General features: G+C 45.1%; 12 protein-coding genes. 3 read left to right on the top strand and 9 right to left on the bottom strand.

Annotated elements, in window-relative coordinates; translation table 11 throughout:
* Positions 1-21 precede the first annotated feature (21 nt).
* The 3 genes from hflX to AB4027_RS05270 all read right to left on the bottom strand — a co-directional run bounded on the left by hflX (position 22) and on the right by AB4027_RS05270 (position 6117).
* Positions 22-1257, bottom strand: coding sequence for a GTPase HflX (gene hflX / locus AB4027_RS05280; RefSeq protein ID WP_368646293.1), 1236 nt, complete (start codon positions 1255-1257; stop codon positions 22-24).
* Positions 1258-2199: a tRNA (adenosine(37)-N6)-dimethylallyltransferase MiaA gene (gene miaA, locus AB4027_RS05275; RefSeq protein ID WP_368646407.1), complete on the bottom strand. Its 942-nt coding sequence runs from the start codon at positions 2197-2199 to the stop codon at positions 1258-1260. It abuts the gene before it with no gap.
* 639 nt (positions 2200-2838) lie between these two features.
* Positions 2839-6117, bottom strand: a complete 3279-nt coding sequence (locus AB4027_RS05270; protein WP_368646292.1) for an SNF2-related protein — start codon at positions 6115-6117, stop codon at positions 2839-2841.
* A gap of 194 nt (positions 6118-6311) precedes the next feature.
* On the opposite strand from AB4027_RS05270, the gene AB4027_RS05265 reads away from it, so the two are divergent.
* A complete protein-coding gene (locus tag AB4027_RS05265) occupies positions 6312-6953 on the top strand; it encodes a pentapeptide repeat-containing protein (RefSeq protein WP_368646291.1) in 642 nt (213 codons plus the stop codon).
* On the opposite strand, the gene AB4027_RS05260 is transcribed toward AB4027_RS05265, so the two are convergent.
* The 3 genes from AB4027_RS05260 to xylA form a co-directional block, all read right to left on the bottom strand.
* Complete coding sequence (locus tag AB4027_RS05260) at positions 6940-7254, bottom strand: hypothetical protein (RefSeq protein ID WP_368646290.1); 315 nt, start codon at positions 7252-7254, stop codon at positions 6940-6942. The genes AB4027_RS05265 and AB4027_RS05260 overlap by 14 nt on opposite strands.
* Positions 7255-7533: 279 nt before the next feature.
* Entirely contained in the window at positions 7534-9072 is a 1539-nt protein-coding gene (locus tag AB4027_RS05255) for a glycoside hydrolase family 43 protein (RefSeq protein ID WP_368646289.1), read from the bottom strand.
* A gap of 678 nt (positions 9073-9750) precedes the next feature.
* Complete coding sequence (gene xylA / locus AB4027_RS05250) at positions 9751-11076, bottom strand: xylose isomerase (RefSeq protein ID WP_368646288.1); 1326 nt, start codon at positions 11074-11076, stop codon at positions 9751-9753.
* Between the two features lie 205 nt (positions 11077-11281).
* On the opposite strand from xylA, the gene AB4027_RS05245 reads away from it, so the two are divergent.
* Entirely contained in the window at positions 11282-11488 is a 207-nt protein-coding gene (locus tag AB4027_RS05245) for a hypothetical protein (RefSeq protein ID WP_368646287.1), read from the top strand.
* A gap of 719 nt (positions 11489-12207) precedes the next feature.
* On the opposite strand, the gene AB4027_RS05240 is transcribed toward AB4027_RS05245, so the two are convergent.
* The 3 genes from AB4027_RS05240 to AB4027_RS05230 form a co-directional block, all read right to left on the bottom strand.
* Complete coding sequence (locus AB4027_RS05240) at positions 12208-14094, bottom strand: sialate O-acetylesterase (protein WP_368646286.1); 1887 nt, start codon at positions 14092-14094, stop codon at positions 12208-12210.
* Between the two features lie 749 nt (positions 14095-14843).
* Positions 14844-16340, bottom strand: coding sequence for a xylulokinase (gene xylB, locus AB4027_RS05235; protein WP_368646285.1), 1497 nt, complete (start codon positions 16338-16340; stop codon positions 14844-14846).
* Between the two features lie 120 nt (positions 16341-16460).
* Positions 16461-18158 carry a glycoside hydrolase family 43 protein gene (locus AB4027_RS05230; RefSeq protein WP_368646406.1) on the bottom strand — a complete coding sequence of 566 codons (1698 nt, stop codon included), beginning with the start codon at positions 18156-18158 and terminating at the stop codon, positions 16461-16463.
* A 543-nt stretch (positions 18159-18701) separates the two neighbouring features.
* On the opposite strand from AB4027_RS05230, the gene AB4027_RS05225 reads away from it, so the two are divergent.
* The gene (locus AB4027_RS05225; protein WP_368646284.1) at positions 18702-19880 is read left to right on the top strand and encodes an ROK family protein; all 1179 of its coding nucleotides are present in this window, start codon (positions 18702-18704) and stop codon (positions 19878-19880) included.
* The last annotated feature ends 141 nt before the right edge of the window (positions 19881-20021 follow it).

Here is a 20021-nt window from a genome sequence, read left to right as displayed (position 1 = left end):
GCTAGTCTGTTTAAACGACGGTTACTGGTTCACCCATTTCGATTCCGGCTTGGCGTAGCCTTCCACGAAATAGACCTGCTTCTCTTCATCAAACAGCTGGCGTTCAAGGAGGGTCTGCTGCCGTAGTTCGATGAGCTGGTCCCCGCGGTGGCTTTCGATCTCCAGCTGATAGTGTCGCATGTTTTTCTTCATTTCACTTTCCAGCTTGTCGCGCAGAGCATCGACATCCTTTTCGTCTTGTGCCGAGATGACGATATTCGGATAAAGCGTGGACGGCACGGGGCCTTCAACGAGATCCCGCTTGTTATAGACATGCAGGGTCGGGATATCGGCCATTTCGAGTTCCTTCAGCAAAGACAGCACCGTCTGCTCGTGCGCTTTTAGATTGTCTGCAGAAGCATCGATCACATGCAGCAGCAAATCCACATCTTTGGATTCTTCCAGTGTTGACTTGAATGCTTCGATCAATTGCGTCGGCAGGTCCTGAATAAAGCCAACGGTGTCTGTGATCGTCACCTGCATCCCTGACGGCAGTTCGAACTTGCGCGTCAGAGGGTCCAGGGTCGCAAACAGCTGGTTCTTCTCATAGGTATCCGCTTCCGTCAGTTGGTTCAAGACGGTCGACTTACCGGCATTGGTGTAGCCGATCAGGCCAATCTGGAAGACATTGCTGTTCTTGCGCTGCTCACGGCTGCGTTCCCGGTGAGCGGCGAATTTCTTCAGTTCGCGTTTGATGTCGGTCATCTGGCGCTGGATATGACGGCGGTCGGTCTCCAGTTTCGTTTCACCCGGTCCACGCGTCCCGATCCCGGCACCGAGCCTGGACATATTGACACCCTGACCGGCAAGGCGCGGCAGGATATAAGAAAGCTGAGCCAGTTCCACCTGCAGCCGACCTTCTTTACTTCTGGCACGCAGGGCAAAGATATCCAGGATGACCTGGATGCGGTCGATGACTTTTGTTTCGATGACTTCCTGGATATTTCTGACATGACTCGGCGAAAGCTCCTGGTTGAAAACAACGGTCTGAACGTCCAGTTCCTCGACCAGGTTCTTGAGTTCATTGACTTTCCCTTTACCGATCACGGTCTTGTGATCCGGCCGCTCGCGTTTTTGAGACAGTCGGGCCACGACTTTTCCGCCGGCATTTTCCACCAGCTGTTCCAGTTCGTCAAAGGAATACTGGAAGGCCTCTTCTTCATGCTGCTTCTCGATCCCAACGATTATGACTTTTTCATATACTTTTTCTTCGTCCACTTAATCACCCTCTATAAAATTTTGGATGTTCATTTTTACTTCGTGTAAATTTTCCGGCTGTTTGACCAGGTCCGCCCACTGGTTCACCTCAAAGCGGTTCCTGAACCAGGTCAACTGGCGCTTGGCATAATTCCTTGAATGCTGCTTGACCTGTTCCACCGCTTCCTCCAGTGGCTGATGGCCTTCAAGATACGGCTTGAACTCTTTGTAGCCGATGCCTTTCTTGCTCTGGATATTACCAGGATAATTCTCATACAGCCACGTCACTTCCTGAAGCAAATTATTCTCCAGCATCAGGTCGACACGCTTATTGATACGGTCATACAGGACGTCGCGATCCGTGTTAAGGCCGATCACATAGGCATCATACACCGGTTCTTTTTTCTTTTCATCCTGATAGTCGGAGAATTTCTTGCCTGTTTCATAAATCACTTCAAGCGCCCGGATCACCCGCCTCACGTTGTTCATATGGATGGCTTCTGCTGCTTTAGGGTCCTTGTCTTGAAGTTTCTGATGCAAAGCTTCCCGTCCGTTTTCACGGGCAAAGCGGTCCATCTTTTCCCTGAAGTCGGGATTTGGTTCGGCTTTTCCTCCATGACTGACGTTATAAAGCAGTGATTCGATATACAAGCCGGTCCCGCCGACCACGATAGGCAGTTTTCCTCTGTCAGCAAGTTCGATGATTTTTTCTCCGGCATCTTTTTTGAAATCCGACACGGCATATGGTTCTCCTGGCGACTTGATATCGATCAGATGATGCGGGATACCGTCTTTTTCATCTTCCGTCACTTTGGCGGTCCCGATATCCAGTCCCTTGTAGACCTGCATCGAATCACCATTGATGACTTCACCGTCAAACGCCTTGGCCAGATCGATGCCTAACTGCGTTTTCCCTACCGCTGTAGGTCCTACAATAACGATTATCTTATCTTTCACACAAATCCTCCACTCATTCGCTCTCTTATCCAGTATAGCACAGAGCAGCCGGGATGATAAAAGACATCCACTGACGGATCCGGTCTTTTTTACACTGATTTGTTTAGAAATATTGCCTGCTCAGTCTGCCTTATGAAGCGAGTATGTAGAACAGAAATCTATTGGGCCAACTCAGAATGATCTTACTGTGAGCGGCCGCTAAAAAGGCTTTCTTGTGACAACTGCGTATTGAAAAGTCATTGAACGGATAGTAAAAGTCACGGGTAGTGACCACTCATCTTTATTTTAAAAATTGGTCGGTACTAGAAGTGGCTTCTGGTTCAAACTGAGAATTTCTTAGGCTCTGAACGGTCACTACAAGGGTAATTTAATGACTGCCATAACGTATTTAACTACGAGCGGGCAGAACACCCTCTCTTTATTAGCCGCTCACGTCTTGTCTCACACTCAGATGGACGAATCCTTTTTTCTTCTACCCGCTCATTTCCTCTCTAGTTTAAGTAGCCAGTAAAAAAGCTCTTGATAAAGGTGATGTCGGCCGGAATGCCGACATCTGCCTTATAATCCTATAAAAAAACTGCCTGACGCGTTTAGTCTAAACGCATCAGGCAGTCTTGTCGTAATTGATTATTTTTTTAAATAAGTTTAGTCTTCGTAAAGCAGTTCCAGAATCTCTTCTGTCGACAGGCTGGTGACGGATTCTTTATTGCCTTTGGTGATGACCGAATCGATCAGCTCGCGTTTCTTCTCCTGCAGGTCATTGATACGTTCCTCGATGGTCCCTGTGGTGATGAAGCGGATGATCTGGACCGATTTCTTCTGTCCGAAACGGTGGACACGGTCGGCTGCCTGGTCTTCGATCGCCGGGTTCCACCAGGAGTCAAAGAGGATAACGGTATCGCCACCCGTCAGGTTCAGCCCCGTGCCACCGGCTTTCAGCGAGATCAGAAACAAGTCTTTCTCGCCTGTATTGAAGCGGGTCGTCAGTTCCAGACGCTGTTCGTTTTTAGTCTGGCCGTCCAGATAGTGGTAATCCACATCGATCTTGTCCAGACGTTCGCGGATGATCTTAAGCATCGACGTGAACTGGGAGAACAGGACGACGCGCTTGCCGTTTTCTCTGGCTTCTTCCAGGTATTCCATCAGACGTTCCAGTTTGGAGGATTCGCCTTCATAGTCCGGCATGATCAGTCTCGGATCACAGCAGATCTGACGGAGGCGCGTCATGCCCGCCAGCACTTTTATGCGGTTGGAACGCAGCGTATCCGCATCAACAAGCTCTTTCAGTTCCTGCTTGATGGCTGCACGCTGAGTCTGATACAGACGTTTCTGCCCTTCGGAGAGTTCGATATATTCCGTGGTCTCTGTTTTTTCAGGCAAGTCGTCCAGTACATCACGCTTGAGTCGTCGGAGGATAAACGGCTTGATCTTCGCAGCGATCCGCTCGTGTTCCATCGACTGAAAGGCCTTCTTGTTTCTGAAAAGACCCGGCTGAATGATCGTAAAGAGTGACCACAGTTCACCGAGATGGTTTTCGATCGGTGTCCCCGAAAGCGCCACTTTCGTTTCCGAGTTCAGTCGTTTCACTGCTTTGGTCGTCTTGGCGGCACTGTTTTTCACGTTCTGTGATTCGTCCAGAATAATGGTTTTAAAGACGTCTTCTTCATACAGATCGGAGTCGCGCTGGATAAGCGGATAGCTGGTGATCCAGACAGAAATGTTCTTGTCGATCGCTTCCTGACGCTTCGCCTGACGTTCTTCCTTGCTTCCGGAGATGATGATCGTTTCTGTGTCGGGGACGAATTTGTCCCATTCGTGCTGCCAGTTGAACAGCACACTTGACGGACAGATGATCAGATATTTGCCATCTTCCTGTTCGATTTTTGACTGGATAAACGCAATGGTCTGGATCGTTTTACCCAGTCCCATATCATCGGCCAGGACCCCGCCGAAGCCGTAATGATCCAGGCTCTTCAGCCATTTGAATCCGGTAACCTGATACGGACGCATATGCGCGTTCAGTTTCTTCGGCAGTTCAAATGCCAGATCTTCAGGAGTAAACAGCTGCTTGACGAGTTCCTTGAAACGTTTCCCAGTCTGGATCGTGTCTTCTTCCAGCGCTGACAGTCCCTGGAACACCGAAACCGTCATGTCTTTTTCGATCTCGTCATCTTCCAGATCCAGTGAGTTCGTGGCACGTCGCATCGCCTGAAATGCGGGGTCTTTCAGGTTGACGATCTGGCCGCTCGACAGTCGGTAATACGACTGATTCTTCTCAAGTTCTTTGAGCAGGTCTTTCAGTTCGTCTGTGGAAATGTCTTCCGTATCAAATGAGATATCCAGAAGATTGGAGGACTCTCGCATCTCCATCGTGATCTTCGGCTGACGAGACGGACTGTAAAGCAACCCGCGCGCCGACTGGGACAGGAAAATCTCCATATAGTCCGCTAAAGCCGGCAAGGCATCATACAGAAAGTTACTGATGGTGTCTGTCTGCGTCAGCTCCCACATGTCCCCTTTACGAGCAGGCAGCGGGATCTCTTCGAATAAAAGCCCGAGGACTTTTGATTCTTCTGCCCACTGTCGGACAACGATAGAATCATCACTGTCAGACACGGCTTCTTCAAGCGGGTAGATCGTGACGTTCCCGTACGTAAAGACCGGTCGGATCAGAAGATTGTCATTCGACGTATCCATATACAGCTGCGCTTCAAACGGCGCCTGATACAGCAGTGACTGGACCTCTTCATCCATCGTGACATCGACGATCTGTTTGAGCTGACTCAACGTCACTGAAAGGAAGGTCTCCAGTTCTTTTCGGCGCATGACCAAAGTATCCGAACCCGATTCCTTGAGCCCTTCAATGATCTGTTTGATCAGTTCATAATGCGGTGATTCAAAAAAGTAGAAGGCATGCTTGTATTCGACCATTTTAGCCTGATCATGAAACGACATGCCCTGGATATTGGTCGTTGCCTCTGTGAGTTTAAAGTGGAACAGATTATCGATCTTATCGATGCTGAAGGACAGATTAAGCTGAGACAGATCATCTTCGATCATCAGCGCTTCGCCTCTATCAGCCTGAGACAGCTGTCTTGGCGGACGGCCGAAACGCACAAAGGCACCCATCGTTTTATCCAGGAGAGACAGGATTTCTTTGATATAGGATGGCGGCAGAGTGAAACTGTCCTTGTTCAGAAACTGGTTCTCGTACCCCATCGGAAGTACAGATTTGATGACCGTCTGGATCTCGCTCAAGCGGTCAAAAACCTTCTTGTCTTCCGGCATCAGAGCATAGTCTTCGGTATTAAAGGTGAAGTTCTTCCCAAACACGATATCCTCTTCGTTCACGATATCGTCGATGAGCTGTGAGCTGTTCTTGATGACATACAGATAATCCTTGCCCATTTTAAAGTACAGTTCGTACACAGGATTGGCTTTCGTCCCGCTGACATTCAGCATATACTCCACATAAACCGGCTGCTTGTAAAGGATATCCGTCTGACGGGAGATCTCTTTTTTCGAATAATGGATCAGCGCATTGATCGCTTTTTCACTCTTTTTATACGAGAACATCGATCCCTGAGACGCATTTTTGGCGGCCGTCGACTCCGCTGTCAAGTCATCGGCATCCAGGTCATTCAGGTGCATCATCGAAGCCACGACATGGCGGCAGGCCCCCGTATTTTTTTCAAAGGCCTTACATGTACAGTGGTACTTGCGCGCTACACCGTTCGGGTAAAAGCGCAGATGGACAGTCTGGAGCTGTTTATCTTCCACAGATGTCTGAATGGTATTGTTCTTCTCATCGGCTTTCAGATTCGTTACTTTTCCTTTTTTATAAAGTTCTTTACCCTGCAGAAAAGTCGGATAATTACTTGCCAGACTCGTCAGTGTCATTTCCGGAAAGGTTTGTTTTTTCATAAGGTTTTGTCAGTCCTTTAACCTATAATTTGTTGAAAAATGCTGCTATATAAATAAAAACGTTTCTGTCGTTAGACGTCAAAAGTTCATCTATCTATTATAACAAAGATTTGCCGGAAATAGAAAAATCTTTCTATATTCTTATAATTAAACCATCCGGCATGCTATACTTTGAAATAAAGGAGCGGTTACATATGAAAAAACGCGTCGATCCTCAAGTACCAAAACACCTGGACCAGCAGACCTTTGATGACAGTTTTGACCTGGAAGATCCCTACATCGAATATGTGGAGATCAGAGACTGCGTCATCCCGATGCATGACATTCGCCGTCTGGAGTTCAAAACGGTCCGCTTCATCAATGTTCAATTTGAAGCAGTCGATCTGGAAGAAGGCTATTTCAGAGATGTCATCTTTGAAAAGTGCCAGTTCATCAATGCGGTGTTTTCTCATGCGATATTTAAACAAGTCACTTTTAAAGAGTGTCGACTGAACGGAACACTGTTCAACGATTCCAAACTGGAACACGTGCTTTTTGACGACTGTGTCATGGATCTCTGCAGTTTCGGCTTCAGCTCATTGAAGGTGTGCGAATTCAGCAAGTCTCGGTTGAACGAAGCTGATTTTTTAGAGCTTAAGTGGACGGACATTCTCTTTAGAGAATGTCTTCTGAACGAGTCCCGGTTCACCCGTACGTCACTTAAAGGCGTCGACATCAGCACGTCGACCTTCGATTCTCTTTCCATCGAGCTGGACGCATTGAAAGGTGCCGTCGTCAGCCAGTCCCAGGCACTTGCCTTTCTGGACTTGATGGGCATGGAGATCAGAGATGACTGATCTGTTTAAATGAACGGGTTGCTTTTTTGATCAGTGACACACTCAATGTTTGAAAGTCTTTCAGTCTGACATCCGAGTATCGATATGACAGACTCAGCTTTCGTTTAGACCTGACTTTGTCATTAATGTCTGGAAACGACAAGCCCATTCTAGATTGTTTTTCGACCTTGTCGTTTTGAGCGTCAAATGACAAGGTCGTTGTGTAAAATGTTTTCAGCTTGCTGTTTTCTGGAAGAAATGACAAACTCGCTTGATTGTTATCGCTGACTTTGTCGTTTCGAAGTAAAAATGACCAGCCCAATTCGTAATCCTTTCTGACTTTGTCGTTTTGGTACTAAAATGATAAAGTCAGATTTATTTTATTTATGAGTCTGTCATTTTACTCACTTTTTAACCAGCTCACGGATGATTAGCGTGAGTCGTTCTTTGAATAGAAAATTGAGACAGTAATTTGGTATATGCTTTTTCAAAGAGGGTCATACTCGTCCGTATTGGCGAGTATGGTCACCTCAAACCTATATAAACTGAAAAAACCAGACTGTATCGGATGGATCTTCCGATGCAGTCTGGTTTCTCTTATTTATTGATTGATTTTCTGTAGAAGCCAGTTGAAGTCAGCGTAATCGCCCTTATTATCAGAAGTGACATACAGTCCCATCGTACAGCCGACAAAACCGCCGGCGACTTCTGTACTCAAGTAATGCGTGTCGATATTTTCCGCAACGGTGTCTTCTCTGCCGCTTTCAATATCTTTAACCAGCGCTTTGACCTGCTGCCCTTCGCCGATGAAAGATAACTCCAGAAGCGCACCCATACCGGTCACTTCTCCAACCACTTCATCCACTCCGTCGATGGTGGTGATCTTCCGAACAGTAAAGCCTTCTTCAAAGGGAGAAGCGACCAGACGGATCGCATACCGGTCATTCTGAACCACTGCCAGTCCGACTTCCGCTTTATCATTGGCCAAGGAACTCGCATCAAGCTGAGTCGTCAGCGTGTAGTTCATGGCCTGCTGACGAAGACCCAGATAAGTCGGTGATGAAAGATCCTTAAGCGTCTCAGACGTGGCGTGCAGTCTCAGCCAGCCGGCTCTGCTTTCACGGTCATAGTTTTCCATTTGAGGATGTCTCAGATACATAAAGGCCGGACTGTCTTCTGACAAGTCATACTGCTCCTGCTGTTCGACTGGAACCATCGGCAAAGAATGTTCCTGCTCTGCCAGAAGTCGGCCGATACCTGGATTGACGACCGGCCAGCCGTCTTCCCATTCGACTTTTGCCAGGAAGGTTTCCCGCCCCAGATTACTGTACCCATCAAAGATACGGCTCGCCAGACATGTGAGGAACCACTGGCCATCTGGCGTCTCGACCAAATCGCCATGCCCCACATTATGCACGGGAAATGCCTTCCCTAAGTGGCGGTGAGTCAATATCGGATTGTTTTTATAGCCTTCATAATGACCATCGATTCTTTCACTGCGCGCAATGGTGATGGAATGGTTATAACCGGTGCCGCCTTCAGCGATCATCACGTAATAGTAGCCGTCTTTCTTGTAAAGATGCGGACCTTCCGGCCAGATAGCATTCTTCATCGCTCCGGCCCATATTTTCGTGCTGACACCTGTCAGCTGCATGGTCTCCAGATCAAGTTCCTGCAGCCAGACTTCCCAGTCCCCATTGTATTTAGGTCCCTCAGGATTCGGGCGTGTACCGGTATAGTAGCATTTCCCGTCATCATCAAAGAACAGACTCGGATCGATACCGGGCGCATCCTTTAGCCAGTAGGGATCAGACCATGGTCCTTCAGGCTTTTCAGCTGTCACGATAAAGTTCCCGCCGTGATCCACGTTCGTTGTGATCATGTAAAACATACCATTGTGATAACGTAGTGTCGGCGCAAAGATCCCCCTGGAATGGCCGGCCCCTTCCAAAGGCAGCTGCTCTTTCCGGTCCAGGATATTGCCGATTTGTTTCCAGTTGACCAGATCTTTACTATGGTAGATCGGCACTCCCGGGAAATAACTGAAGGTGGAAGTGACAAGATAATAATCCTCGCCTACTGCACAGACAGACGGATCTGGTGAAAAACCTTTTAAAATCGGATTGGTAAACATTGACATTTAAGTAAGCTCCTTTAAACTTATTACTATTCATTTCATGCTTTAGACAGCTGTTTCTGCCACTTCCAGCATTTTTTCGTAACGCTTAATAAAGGCATCAAAGGTTTCTCTGCCCTTTGAAGTCGGATCCAGTGACGACGCTTCCTGATTACTGAACACTTCATCTGAGAGATACTCTTCCAGTGACTCATCTGACTTGCTGTTATTGACCGATATAAGGGGTACTCCAGCGAAAAAATGGTAGTCTACTTGCTGTTATGAGCTCGTATAACAGTAACTCAAGACAAACACCTCATCTGAATTGAGGCTATTAAGCGATTTAGTGAATACTCAATGTTAGAATAGCAACTGAGTACCCCTTATCGACGCCTATAATGGGTAGTCGATACTACATTGGTAAATGACTTCCCATTATCAGATTATATATAAGGAAGTCAAAGAATGACTGGCTTCTGAGTTTCTTCTATTACTGAGATTAAACGTTTCTGGCCGGCAAGAATGCAGTGGCCGAATAATGAGTATATTAAAAGTGTGAGCGCCATTAAGGGCTCACACTTTTCGTATTTAGCTTAATTATTATAGGGGGAATAATCAAACCTCTTAATACACGTTCAAAGCTATAAATGGTAGAAATTTAAAACCTATTTGCATTCATGCCATTCCAGGATCATATGGAGATTATTTTGCAAGAGTTGTTACAATGTACTGGTTCAGGATCGACTTGATAACTTCAACGTTTCCAGATTCGTGTTCGATCTTATCGATACCGAATGCGTAGTCTTGAAGTTTCTTGAAGTCAGTGTTTCCGCTGACGATTTCTTTACCGACACCGTCATTGTAAGAGCTGTAACGCTCGTCAACGATGTTTTCAAGTGCTTTGTCGTCTAATAGACGCTGAGCAACTTTAGCACCGATAGCGAAGCTGTCCATACCTACGATATGAGCTTTGAATAGATCTTCCGGTTTGAATGATGTACGACGAACTTTAGCATCGAAGTTCAAGCCGCCTTTGTCAAGACCACCATTTTTAAGGATCTCATACATAGCTAGTGTTGTAGAATATAGATCTGATGGGAATTCATCAGTGTCCCATCCTAAGTGTGGATGGCCCTGGTTAGCATCGACTGATCCTAACATGCCATTGATACGTGCATAGTGCAGTTCATGTTCGAATGTGTGTCCTGCAAGTGTTGCGTGGTTTGCTTCAATATTGAACTTGAATACGTCTTCCAGACCATATTTTTGCAGGAATGCAAAACCGTGAGCCACGTCAAAGTCATATTGATGTGAAGTAGGTTCTTTTGGCTTAGGTTCGATCAGGAATTGTCCTTCGAATCCGATTTCTTTCGCATAGTCATTTGCCATGTGGAAGAAACGTGCCAGGTTGTCCAGTTCTAGACCCATGTTAGTGTTCAAAAGGCTTTCGTATCCTTCCCGTCCGCCCCAGAATACGTAACTTTCTGCGCCTAAACGTTTAGCGACTTCCAAACCTTTTTTAACTTTAGCAGCTGAATAAGCAAAGACGTCAGCATTGTTTGAAGTAGATGCACCGTGAACGAACATTGGGTTAGTAAAGTTGTTTACTGTGTTCCAAAGCAGTTTCACTTTGCTGTCTTTCATGTGGTCTTCGATCATGTCTACGATGATGTCCTGATTTTCTAAAGTTTCTTTCAGGTTTTTGCCTTCTGGAGCAATATCATAGTCATGGAAACAGAAGTAAGGAACTCCTAATTTTTCAAAGAATTCAAAGGCTGCTTCAACACGTGCTTTAGCTTTTTCCATTGGGTCTGAATACTTGTCCCAAGGACGTTGAGCTGTCCCGACACCAAATGGATCGCTTAGATCTTCAGTAAATGTGTGCCAGTAGGCTACGCCGAAACGCATCAATTCCTCCATTGATTTACCGTTGATCTGTTCTTCTGGGTTGTAAAATTTAAATGCTAAAGGATCCTTTGATTGTGCCCCTTCATATTTAATTTTACTTATGTTGTCAAAATATGCCATGTATACTTGTTCTCCCTTCGTTAAGTAAAAATGTTAGTTGGTTTAGCTTACAAACTAACTATAACCCATTGTGTAAACGGTGTCAACGTTTTTTGTAAAATTTATGTTTTTTCCTGCCACTACTTCTGGTTTAATCATATTGGAAGCGTTTTTTAAATTCATGTGTTATACTTTTATTATTAACTGATGAAAGGAGTTTTACAGTATGAGAAATCAACCTCATTCAGCGCGCAATCCTGCCCTTCCTGCTGACGCTGCGGCAGCTAAAAATACGAGAGACGGTTTACCGAAAGCAGAAGGTGAATTAGATAAAACTGAAGCTGAAAAAGAACAGGAAACATCTCCAGAGGATAAAAAACCGTTTGATGTCGATAAAGCGGACGAAGTAAAAGCCGATAACGAAGATAAATAGTCCAATAATGTAGTTAAAACTGCCGGATGAGTCTCAAGACTCATCCGGCAGTTTTTTAAGTTTAGCATTAAATGGAATGAATGAACGACTCCTTTTATAGCAGAGACAGAAATGCCAAGTATTCTCTGCCACTATAAAGTGAGTTTATTATGAAAGAGATCGAAGATTTTCGATCTCTCTCCTTTAAAGCGTTGGATAAGGAAAAAACGAGGCCTAAGCCTCGTTTCACCCCTTTTATTTAGAATCGGGGTCGTCTACTCCTTCGGTTTGTGTTACTGGTAAATGATGTATAGGTGACGAAACGTCGGCTCAAGCATGTGGTTAGGCGTAAGTGAACAGTTTTTAGGCGTGAATGTCGCACTCACCTACCAGGAGATGGATGAGTGAACAGTTACCTCTCGAAAAGTGTTCACTCATGAAAGACAGAGGTGATGAGCGAGCACTTTTGCTGGAAAAATGTATCAGTCACGCTGGATACAGAGCACGAGCTGACACTTTCAGTCCCGGCATGTATCACTCGCAGCATTGCCGACTCATGACTGAACATTTTTCTTCCTGAATTGTCGTACTCATCGAAGTCCTGATCCACGAGTCGACACTTTCAAGCTTAGAATGTCGCGCTCGAGCCAGTGACCGTTTACGACTGAACATTTTCTACGAAATGGTTACATCTGTACATCCAGTTATTACACCAAGCTGCTGGTTTTATATAGTTACTATTAAAGTGGATACGTAAACGGCAATAGAGGCAGATTCGTTTCTGAATCAAAGACGAACCCTTGTGGATCGTTCCGCCAGGCATATCTGATTTCCGTCACTTCATCCATTTCTGTCATATCAATCGAACGGATCTGAACCTCATTCTCATTTATCTCACTGATATGAACCTCCACCCAGTCACCATTCACACTGACTTCAATTTCAGGTAAGGTTTCTGTTAGTTTAAGATCACCTTTAAGACCTTTTACCTGCAGAGTAATAGAATCAGCTGATCTACGGGCAGCCTCAATTTCCAGGTTTTCATACATCTCTTCGACACCGTAGTCTCGACTCAAAGCCACATGTGCGAGCCTGTGAGCCAGTGTTTTTTTATCATGCGGATGCAGTTCATAAGAGATCCCGCAGTCATAAGCCGGGATCATCTCAGATTTTTCGATAAGGAGACGGGCACGGTCCTGTTCGTAGCGGAGCTCAGCCCACTTTTCATCATCGACGCCTACAGCCGGATCCACATAATTGGCCAGCTGAACATAATAAAACGGCAGGTCTCTATTAAAGAGCTGTCTCCAGTCATGAACCATTCGTTTCATCAGTTCCTTGTAGCCGACCGGCTGTCCGGTATTCGATTCGCCCTGATAAAAGAGCGCCCCTTTAAAGGCAACATCCTTTAATGGATACAGCAGGCCTTTATATTCTGAAGCCGGCTTATAGTGCAGGAACAGCATCGGTGCGATCGTTTCTTTCTGATAGCCGACTTTGTAGAGCCACTCGCCTTCCAGATCGATCGTGTCGTCGTCCAGTTCAAGCTGATACGGGAACGTCGGGATAAACCCACCGTTAGCGGCATCGATCATCAGACGGACGACCAGTGTATTCGTTCCTTCTTTTAAGTCTTCTTTTTCCAGTACATATTTCCGAGGTGGATAGCGGTACTCGGTGACCCCTACTTTCTGACCATTCAGATACGTTTCATCCCCATTGATCAGAGACCCCAGGCGCAGTCTGAAATGATCAGAATCCAGCTGATCTCTAGACACATGGAATGTTTTTCGGAACCAGACAACGCCTGAAAAGCCAGACAGTTCTGTATCTTTGAACATGACAGGCAGATCCAGTCTGGACCAGTCTGACATATCTGCGTCTTCTTCCATCCACTGTGGGGAGTCCGATAACCCTCTATCGTTTTTAGACAGGTCGGTATACCAGATCTCTGTGTTTTTCAGATCTTTTTCAGTCTCTTGTGCAACATTCTCAGGTTTCTTCCAGTAGGCGATCTCTTTATCATAATCGCCCAACTCGTGCAGGGTCTCTTCACTCATCCAAGCTTCGATGGGTGTGCCCCCAACGGCTGTATGATAGATCCCTATAGGTAAAGCCAGTTTTTCCTGAAGTTTTTTCGCATAGAAAAAGCCTAACGAAGAAAGATCCTGGATATGTTTCTGTGTGGCTGTTTTCCATTTCCCCTGAGTCATCCACTGTTTAGGCTGATCAAACACAGGGTCTGCCTCCAGATGAAACTCTCTGATCAGGGGATGATCCGCCGCATCGATTTCTTCCTTGAATTCGTCATAGGTGCGGTTGACAGGCAGTTCCATATTTGACTGACCGCCGATCAGCCAGACTTCACCGACGTAGACATCCTTTATTTCTCTTTTTTCTGATCCATTGATTTGCAGGGTAAATGGCCCTCCTGCTTCTCTTTCAGAAAAAGTCACCGACCATGAGCCGGTATCGTCCGCTCTCGTACGGACTGTTTCTTCGTTAAACGTCACACTGACTTCTGTTCCTTCAGCGTCTTTCCCTTTAAAGACGATCGGCTCGTGACGCTGCACGATCATCCCGCCACTGATGTAGCTGGGTAAAATCATCGTTTTATCACTTGTCATAGTTATTCCTTCTTTTCCTGTATAGGGTTAGCGTTTCGTTCTGTTCTGGTTACGTTTAGTATTCCTGTTCGGATCCAGTCTCCATCATATCAGATAATCACCGATGGCTCTTCAAGTATTTCTATTAATATATCGGGTGATTTTATAGTTGCTTTTTTCAGTCCTAACTGCAGATCTCCCACAGTACGCTTCACACTTTTATTTTCATTGTCTCAAACAAAGATCGACAGCAATGTTTCTTCATCAATAAGAAAGCAATCACTTGACGATTGCTTACATTATGAGAGTTCTTTAGTTCTTGTTTATCTAATGAGACTTTTTGTGACCTTCAAGTCTCGACGATTCAAGTCAAGGGTAAATATTCGCTGCCTTTGTGCCCTTCGTTTCTTGTCTGATCTCCTGAAGGGCACATATCCGTCACTTTTGTGACCTTCGTGTATCCTCCAACTTCCTGAAGGGCACATATCTGCCTTTTTTGTGACCTTCATGCTTCGACAGTTACTGTGAGAGTCACATAAATGCCCTTTTTGTGACCTTTGTACGTACCTTGATTAGCTAAAGGGCACATATCCATCACTTTTCTGCCCTTCAGGCCTCGCCAGTTCAAGCGAAGGGCACATATCCGCTACTTATTTGCCCTTCGCTGACTCAAGACATTCATGAAAGGCACAAATAGCAGCACCCCACTCACTTCCCTTACGCCAAAGAAAAAGCTATGATAGCCATCATAGCTTTTCGGTATCTTTCTATTAGTCGTTATCGGTCACTAATTTATGAGAAAGGTCTTTGATTGTCGGATACACTTCTTTGTAGTTGGCGTATACTTTATTGTATTTAGACACGGCTTCCGGATTCGGTTTGACTTCTGACTTATAGTTCACGAAGACTTCGGAACACGCTTCAAAAGAATCGAACCAGCCGGCACCTACAGCAGCGATCATGGCTGATCCCATCGCCGGTCCCTGTTCGGTTTCCAGTGTAACGACGGGTGTACCAAAGATATCGGCCTGCATCTGGAGCCAGTCCGGATTCTTCGCTCCACCACCGACAGAAACGATCTGCTTGAATTCTTTATTTGAATGTTTTTTCATCAGTTCAAATGAATCTCTCAGTGAGAAAGTGATTCCTTCCAGAACAGCACGGGCAAAATGATCGCGTGTGTGTGCGATATCCATGCCCAAGAATGTTCCACGGATATTCCCATCTGTATACGGTGTACGTTCACCTGAGATGTATGGTGCAAACAATAGTCCATCCGCTCCCGGCTTGATGTCTTTTACGCCTTTTAATAGTTCTACAAAGCTTTCATTCGGTGCAAAAGTTTTCTTGAACCAGTTCAGACTGCTTCCTGCCGCAAGCGTCACGCCCATCGTATAGAAGGCATTCGGTACGACATGGTTGAAGTAATGCAGGTGTCCATTGTAGTTTTTGTCTCCTGTTTCTTCATAGGACAGGAACACACCTGATGTCCCGATACTTGCCATTCCCTGGTCAGGACGGACGATACCGGCTCCGACTGCGGCACATGGGTTGTCAGCTCCACCTGAAAAGACAGGCACTGTATTTTTCAGGCCTAGTTCTTCAACTAATGCAGGATCCAGATCACCGATTTTAGCCTGTGACTGAACGAGTTCAGGGAAGATGGCTGTCGGTACATCAACAGCTTTCGCCACTTCTTCACTCCAGTCACGTGATTCAACATCTAAAAGTAATGTTCCCGCAGCGTCGGAATATTCCATCTGCTTGCTTCCAGTCAAACGGAAGCCTAGATAATCTTTCGGCAATAAGAAGGTGCTGACTTTTTCAAAAATATCCGGTTCATTGTCTTTTACCCATAAGATTTTTGGCAAAGTAAAGCCTTCGAGTGCCTTATTTTTTGTGATGCTGATCAAGTTTTCTACTTTGTCGGTAATAAAGTCACACTGTTTCGTCGTACGGACATCATTCCACAAGATAGCGTTACGTAAAACGTCATCTTTTTCATCCAGCAGGACCAGTGAATGCATCTGTCCGGAAAAGCTGATGCCCTCCAGTTTCTCTTTCGCATCTGAAGTCGATCTGAAGATCTCCTGCATCACTTCTTTTGCAGCTCTGAACCATTCCAACGGGTCCTGTTCACTGAACCCGCGTTTTGGTGTCAGCAGAGGATATTCTGAAGACGCCTCATCGACGATCTTACCTTCTTTATTGACTAAGATTCCTTTCAAACCGCTTGTTCCCAAGTCTAAACCTAATACATAACTCATAATGCCACATCCATTCTCTCGATTTTTTAAATTAAAAGACCGGCAAAGCGTAAAGCACCCATCTGCGTTATCGATTTTGGCTTTACCTGCTTGACCGGTCTCCTCTTTTTTTTTAGATTATTATTTTGATGTACCTGTCTTACCTAAGGCTGTTTTACTTCTGCCAGTACTTTTTTCTTCATTATAATGTCTAGTCTGTGTCCAGTGGTCTCGTGTGTCTTCCTCTTCTTCATAGCGGAAGTATTCAAAGTCCGCTGCCATACGCATACCACTCGTGTCGATACAGCTCATACCTACAAAAGCGCCAGTGAAAAAACCGGATTCCTGAATGTATTCATCCGATAACTTCCATGAATCAAAGACGACAGGGATCTCATTCCAGTTCTCGCCGTCAAAGGAATAGCTGTACTGGTACGTATACTGATCGACGTTCACTTTGAACCAGACGGCCTCTGCTTCGTCAGGCACTTTTATGGTATCGGCACCTAATGGATTGGATACGTTGTTGCGCTCTGACACATACAGGTCGATGATCTTGCCTTTTTCTTCGTCCCAAGTGATATGAAGACTTGTCCAGTTTTTCGTGTTGTAGTAGTTCACTAAGCCGGCCTGCTGCTGGAAAGTTACAGGGTCTGCTTTGACTTTTGTTTCGGCTTCGAATTCAAAGGCCTGCCAGCGACGGGCAACAAGTGCCTGTTTGTGTAAGTTTGAAAATCCACCAGCACCGTATAAACGCAGGTGTCCAGGGTTGTCAGTCAATGAAGCAAACTGAGTATATGGAATACGCAGCGTCTGCCACTGTCCACCGAGTTCTTCTGAATCAAACTGATCGACTACTGGGAAGTCATCATCCCATTTCTGTTCAGGCAGATCAGGCGCTTCGACCATAACTTTTGGATAATTACCGTCCACGACATATGGCCAGCCGTCTTTCCATTCCAGTTTCTGGATCGCTGTTTCACGCCCCAGCTGGCAGTAGCCGCGGTCCATTAACAGAACATCGCCAGGCGCTTTTGTCGGACGACCGGTCAAGTGAGCCAGGTACCATTCGCCGTTCTGTGTTTCAACGATCGAGGCATGTCCGGCTTTCTGTAAAGCCAGTCTTGGATGTCCCCATGATGAAATCAGTGGATTATCCGGATGTGTTTCATAAGGACCATCGATATTTTTAGAACGGGCTAAGGTTGCATGATGTTCATACATCGTACCGCCTTCAGCTGTAAGTAAGTAATAATATTCATCGATATGGTAGAGATGCGGGGCTTCAGTCAGACCGACATCTGTTCCTTTGTATATGATTTTGCGGTCGCCGATCAGTTTCTTCTCATCGTGACTGTATTCCTGCAGGACGATCCCGCCAAAGTCGTGATTGCCGACACGGTGATCCCAGACCATATTCACGAACCATTTACGGCCGTCTTTGTCATGGAACAAGGATGGGTCAAAGCCGGACTGGTTCATATAAACCGGTTCGCTCCACTCCCCTTCGATCGTTTCACAGGTCGTCAGATAGTTGGTCACGTCTTTGTAAATGCCGCCGGTCACTTTGACATCTGAATAAATAAGATAGAACTGGCCGTCTGCGTAGCTCAGCTGAGGCGCCCAGACACCGCCGGAATCAGGGTTGCCTTTCATATCTAAAAGTTCTACACGGTTCAAAGGACGTGCCACTTGACGCCAGTTTCTCATATCAGTTGAATGATAGATAACGACTCCAGGGAACCATTCAAATGTCGAGACGGCGAGATAATAATCATCACCGACACGCAGCATGCTTGGATCAGGGTTGAAACCTTTCAGTACGGGGTTTTGAATCATTGACATAATTGAATCCTCCTAATGAATTAAATTAGTTACTGAGATATTGTTCTTTACTGATTGTGGTATTATGGTAATTAATAAAGCATTTAAAGTAATCCAGTCATATATCTTAACTCACCTAAAATACTATCTATTAAAAACAATGAAAACCGGACATTTCATAAGCAGCACTATTTTCCACTTACAATTCCAATTTGATCATAAGGATTAAGTAGTTAGTATCCCTATCAAGTAATGAGTACTTTGTATTTCCTAATTTGTGAAAAATGTTGTAACATAATTATAGAAGAAACCCTTAACTTTTTAATGTTTTTTTCTATAATCAAATGTGTTAAACTGTATGTAATTCTAGTTTGTTAGTTTAATCAACCAACTTGCAGTATAACTATAGCGAATCTCGTTTTTATTGTCAAGCGCTTCCATTTTTTGAAATAGAATTAACGACTTATTTATACTATCCTTTTCACTTATTATTCGTTTTTTTATTAGCACCGTTATTTGAACAACAAGAATTTATCACTATTAGAAGCGGGGAATATAATGTTTAGAATGAAAAACAACATCAGAGAAAATAACAGCGTTCTAGTCTTGTCAGAGATTATGAACCGGCCGGAAATTTCACGTGCCATGGTTTCAGAAGTCACCGGTCTTAACAAAGCGACAGTTTCTGAGATAGTCAGGAAACTGATACAAGACGATTATGTTATCGAAATCGGACCGGGAAAAAGCACCTCTTCCGGCGGACGTCGCCCCATCCTGCTCACTGTAAATAAGAAAGCCGGAGTCTCCATCAGTTTCGATGTACGTTATGATCGTATCAGCTATCTCATCACTTACCTAGACGGAGAAAAAATCGAGTACACTATAGAAGAAACTGGAATCACCAAAGAGAATATCGTTGACTATATAACGACTGTAGTCGATAATTTCCGCTCCAACATGAAAGAGACCCCTTTCGGTATCATTGGTGTAACTATCTCCATCCACGGTATCGTCGATAACAATAAAATCGAGTTTACTCCTTATTTTAACCTTGACCAGTTGGACCTCGTTACTCTTCTGCAAGAAAAACTCGACTTGCCGATTCATATCGAAAATGAAGCCAATTTGTCTGCACTAGCTGAATCAGCCTTTGATACCGAACATAAAAATCTCATATCCTTCAGTGCACATACAGGTATCGGTGCCGGGATCATATTAGATGGACAGCTTTACCGTGGTTTCAAAGGCCGAAGTGGTGAGATCGGGCATACCGTGCTTTATCCGAACGGAATCAGCTGCCCTTGTGGAAATCAGGGGTGTCTGGAACAGTATTCCTCGATCAAAGCCTTGGTGCATAAATTTCAGCTTTTAAAAGGCGATACGTCTTTAACTTTCGATGACCTGGTCACTGCCTATCATCAGAAGGATTCGTCGACAATCAACATAATCCTACAGTTTGCCAAAGACTTCGGTATCGGTTTGATGAACGTCATCGGTAACTATGATCCTGAAATCGTTTATATCAATTCTGAGATCTTGGAAGAAATCCCGGAGCTCATCAGCCTGCTGAGACATTACCTGAGCATGACGATTTACAAAAATGTACCGATCGAACAGTCAACGCTTGGACGGAAGGCCAGTCTATACGGAGCTACTGTTTTGAACCTGAAAGAATTCCTCCACGTCGATAACGTCGGATTCAATCTAGATATGGAGAAAGTACTGGAAGTCGAATAGATCTTAATTAGAATAGTAAGAGACATGAGTTGTCATTAATTCATGTCTCTTTTCAATATCTCTTATTTATAAGTAAGCTTTTCTGTAAACGATGTCAACGTATAACCATAGGTCGAAGTTGTAAATAGAGATGTAAATTTT

The sequence above is a fragment of the Alkalibacterium putridalgicola genome, assembly GCF_040959045.1.
In the GTDB taxonomy this organism is placed as follows: Bacteria; Bacillota; Bacilli; order Lactobacillales; family Carnobacteriaceae_A; genus Alkalibacterium; species Alkalibacterium putridalgicola.
This window is presented reverse-complemented; position numbering and strand designations above follow the sequence as displayed.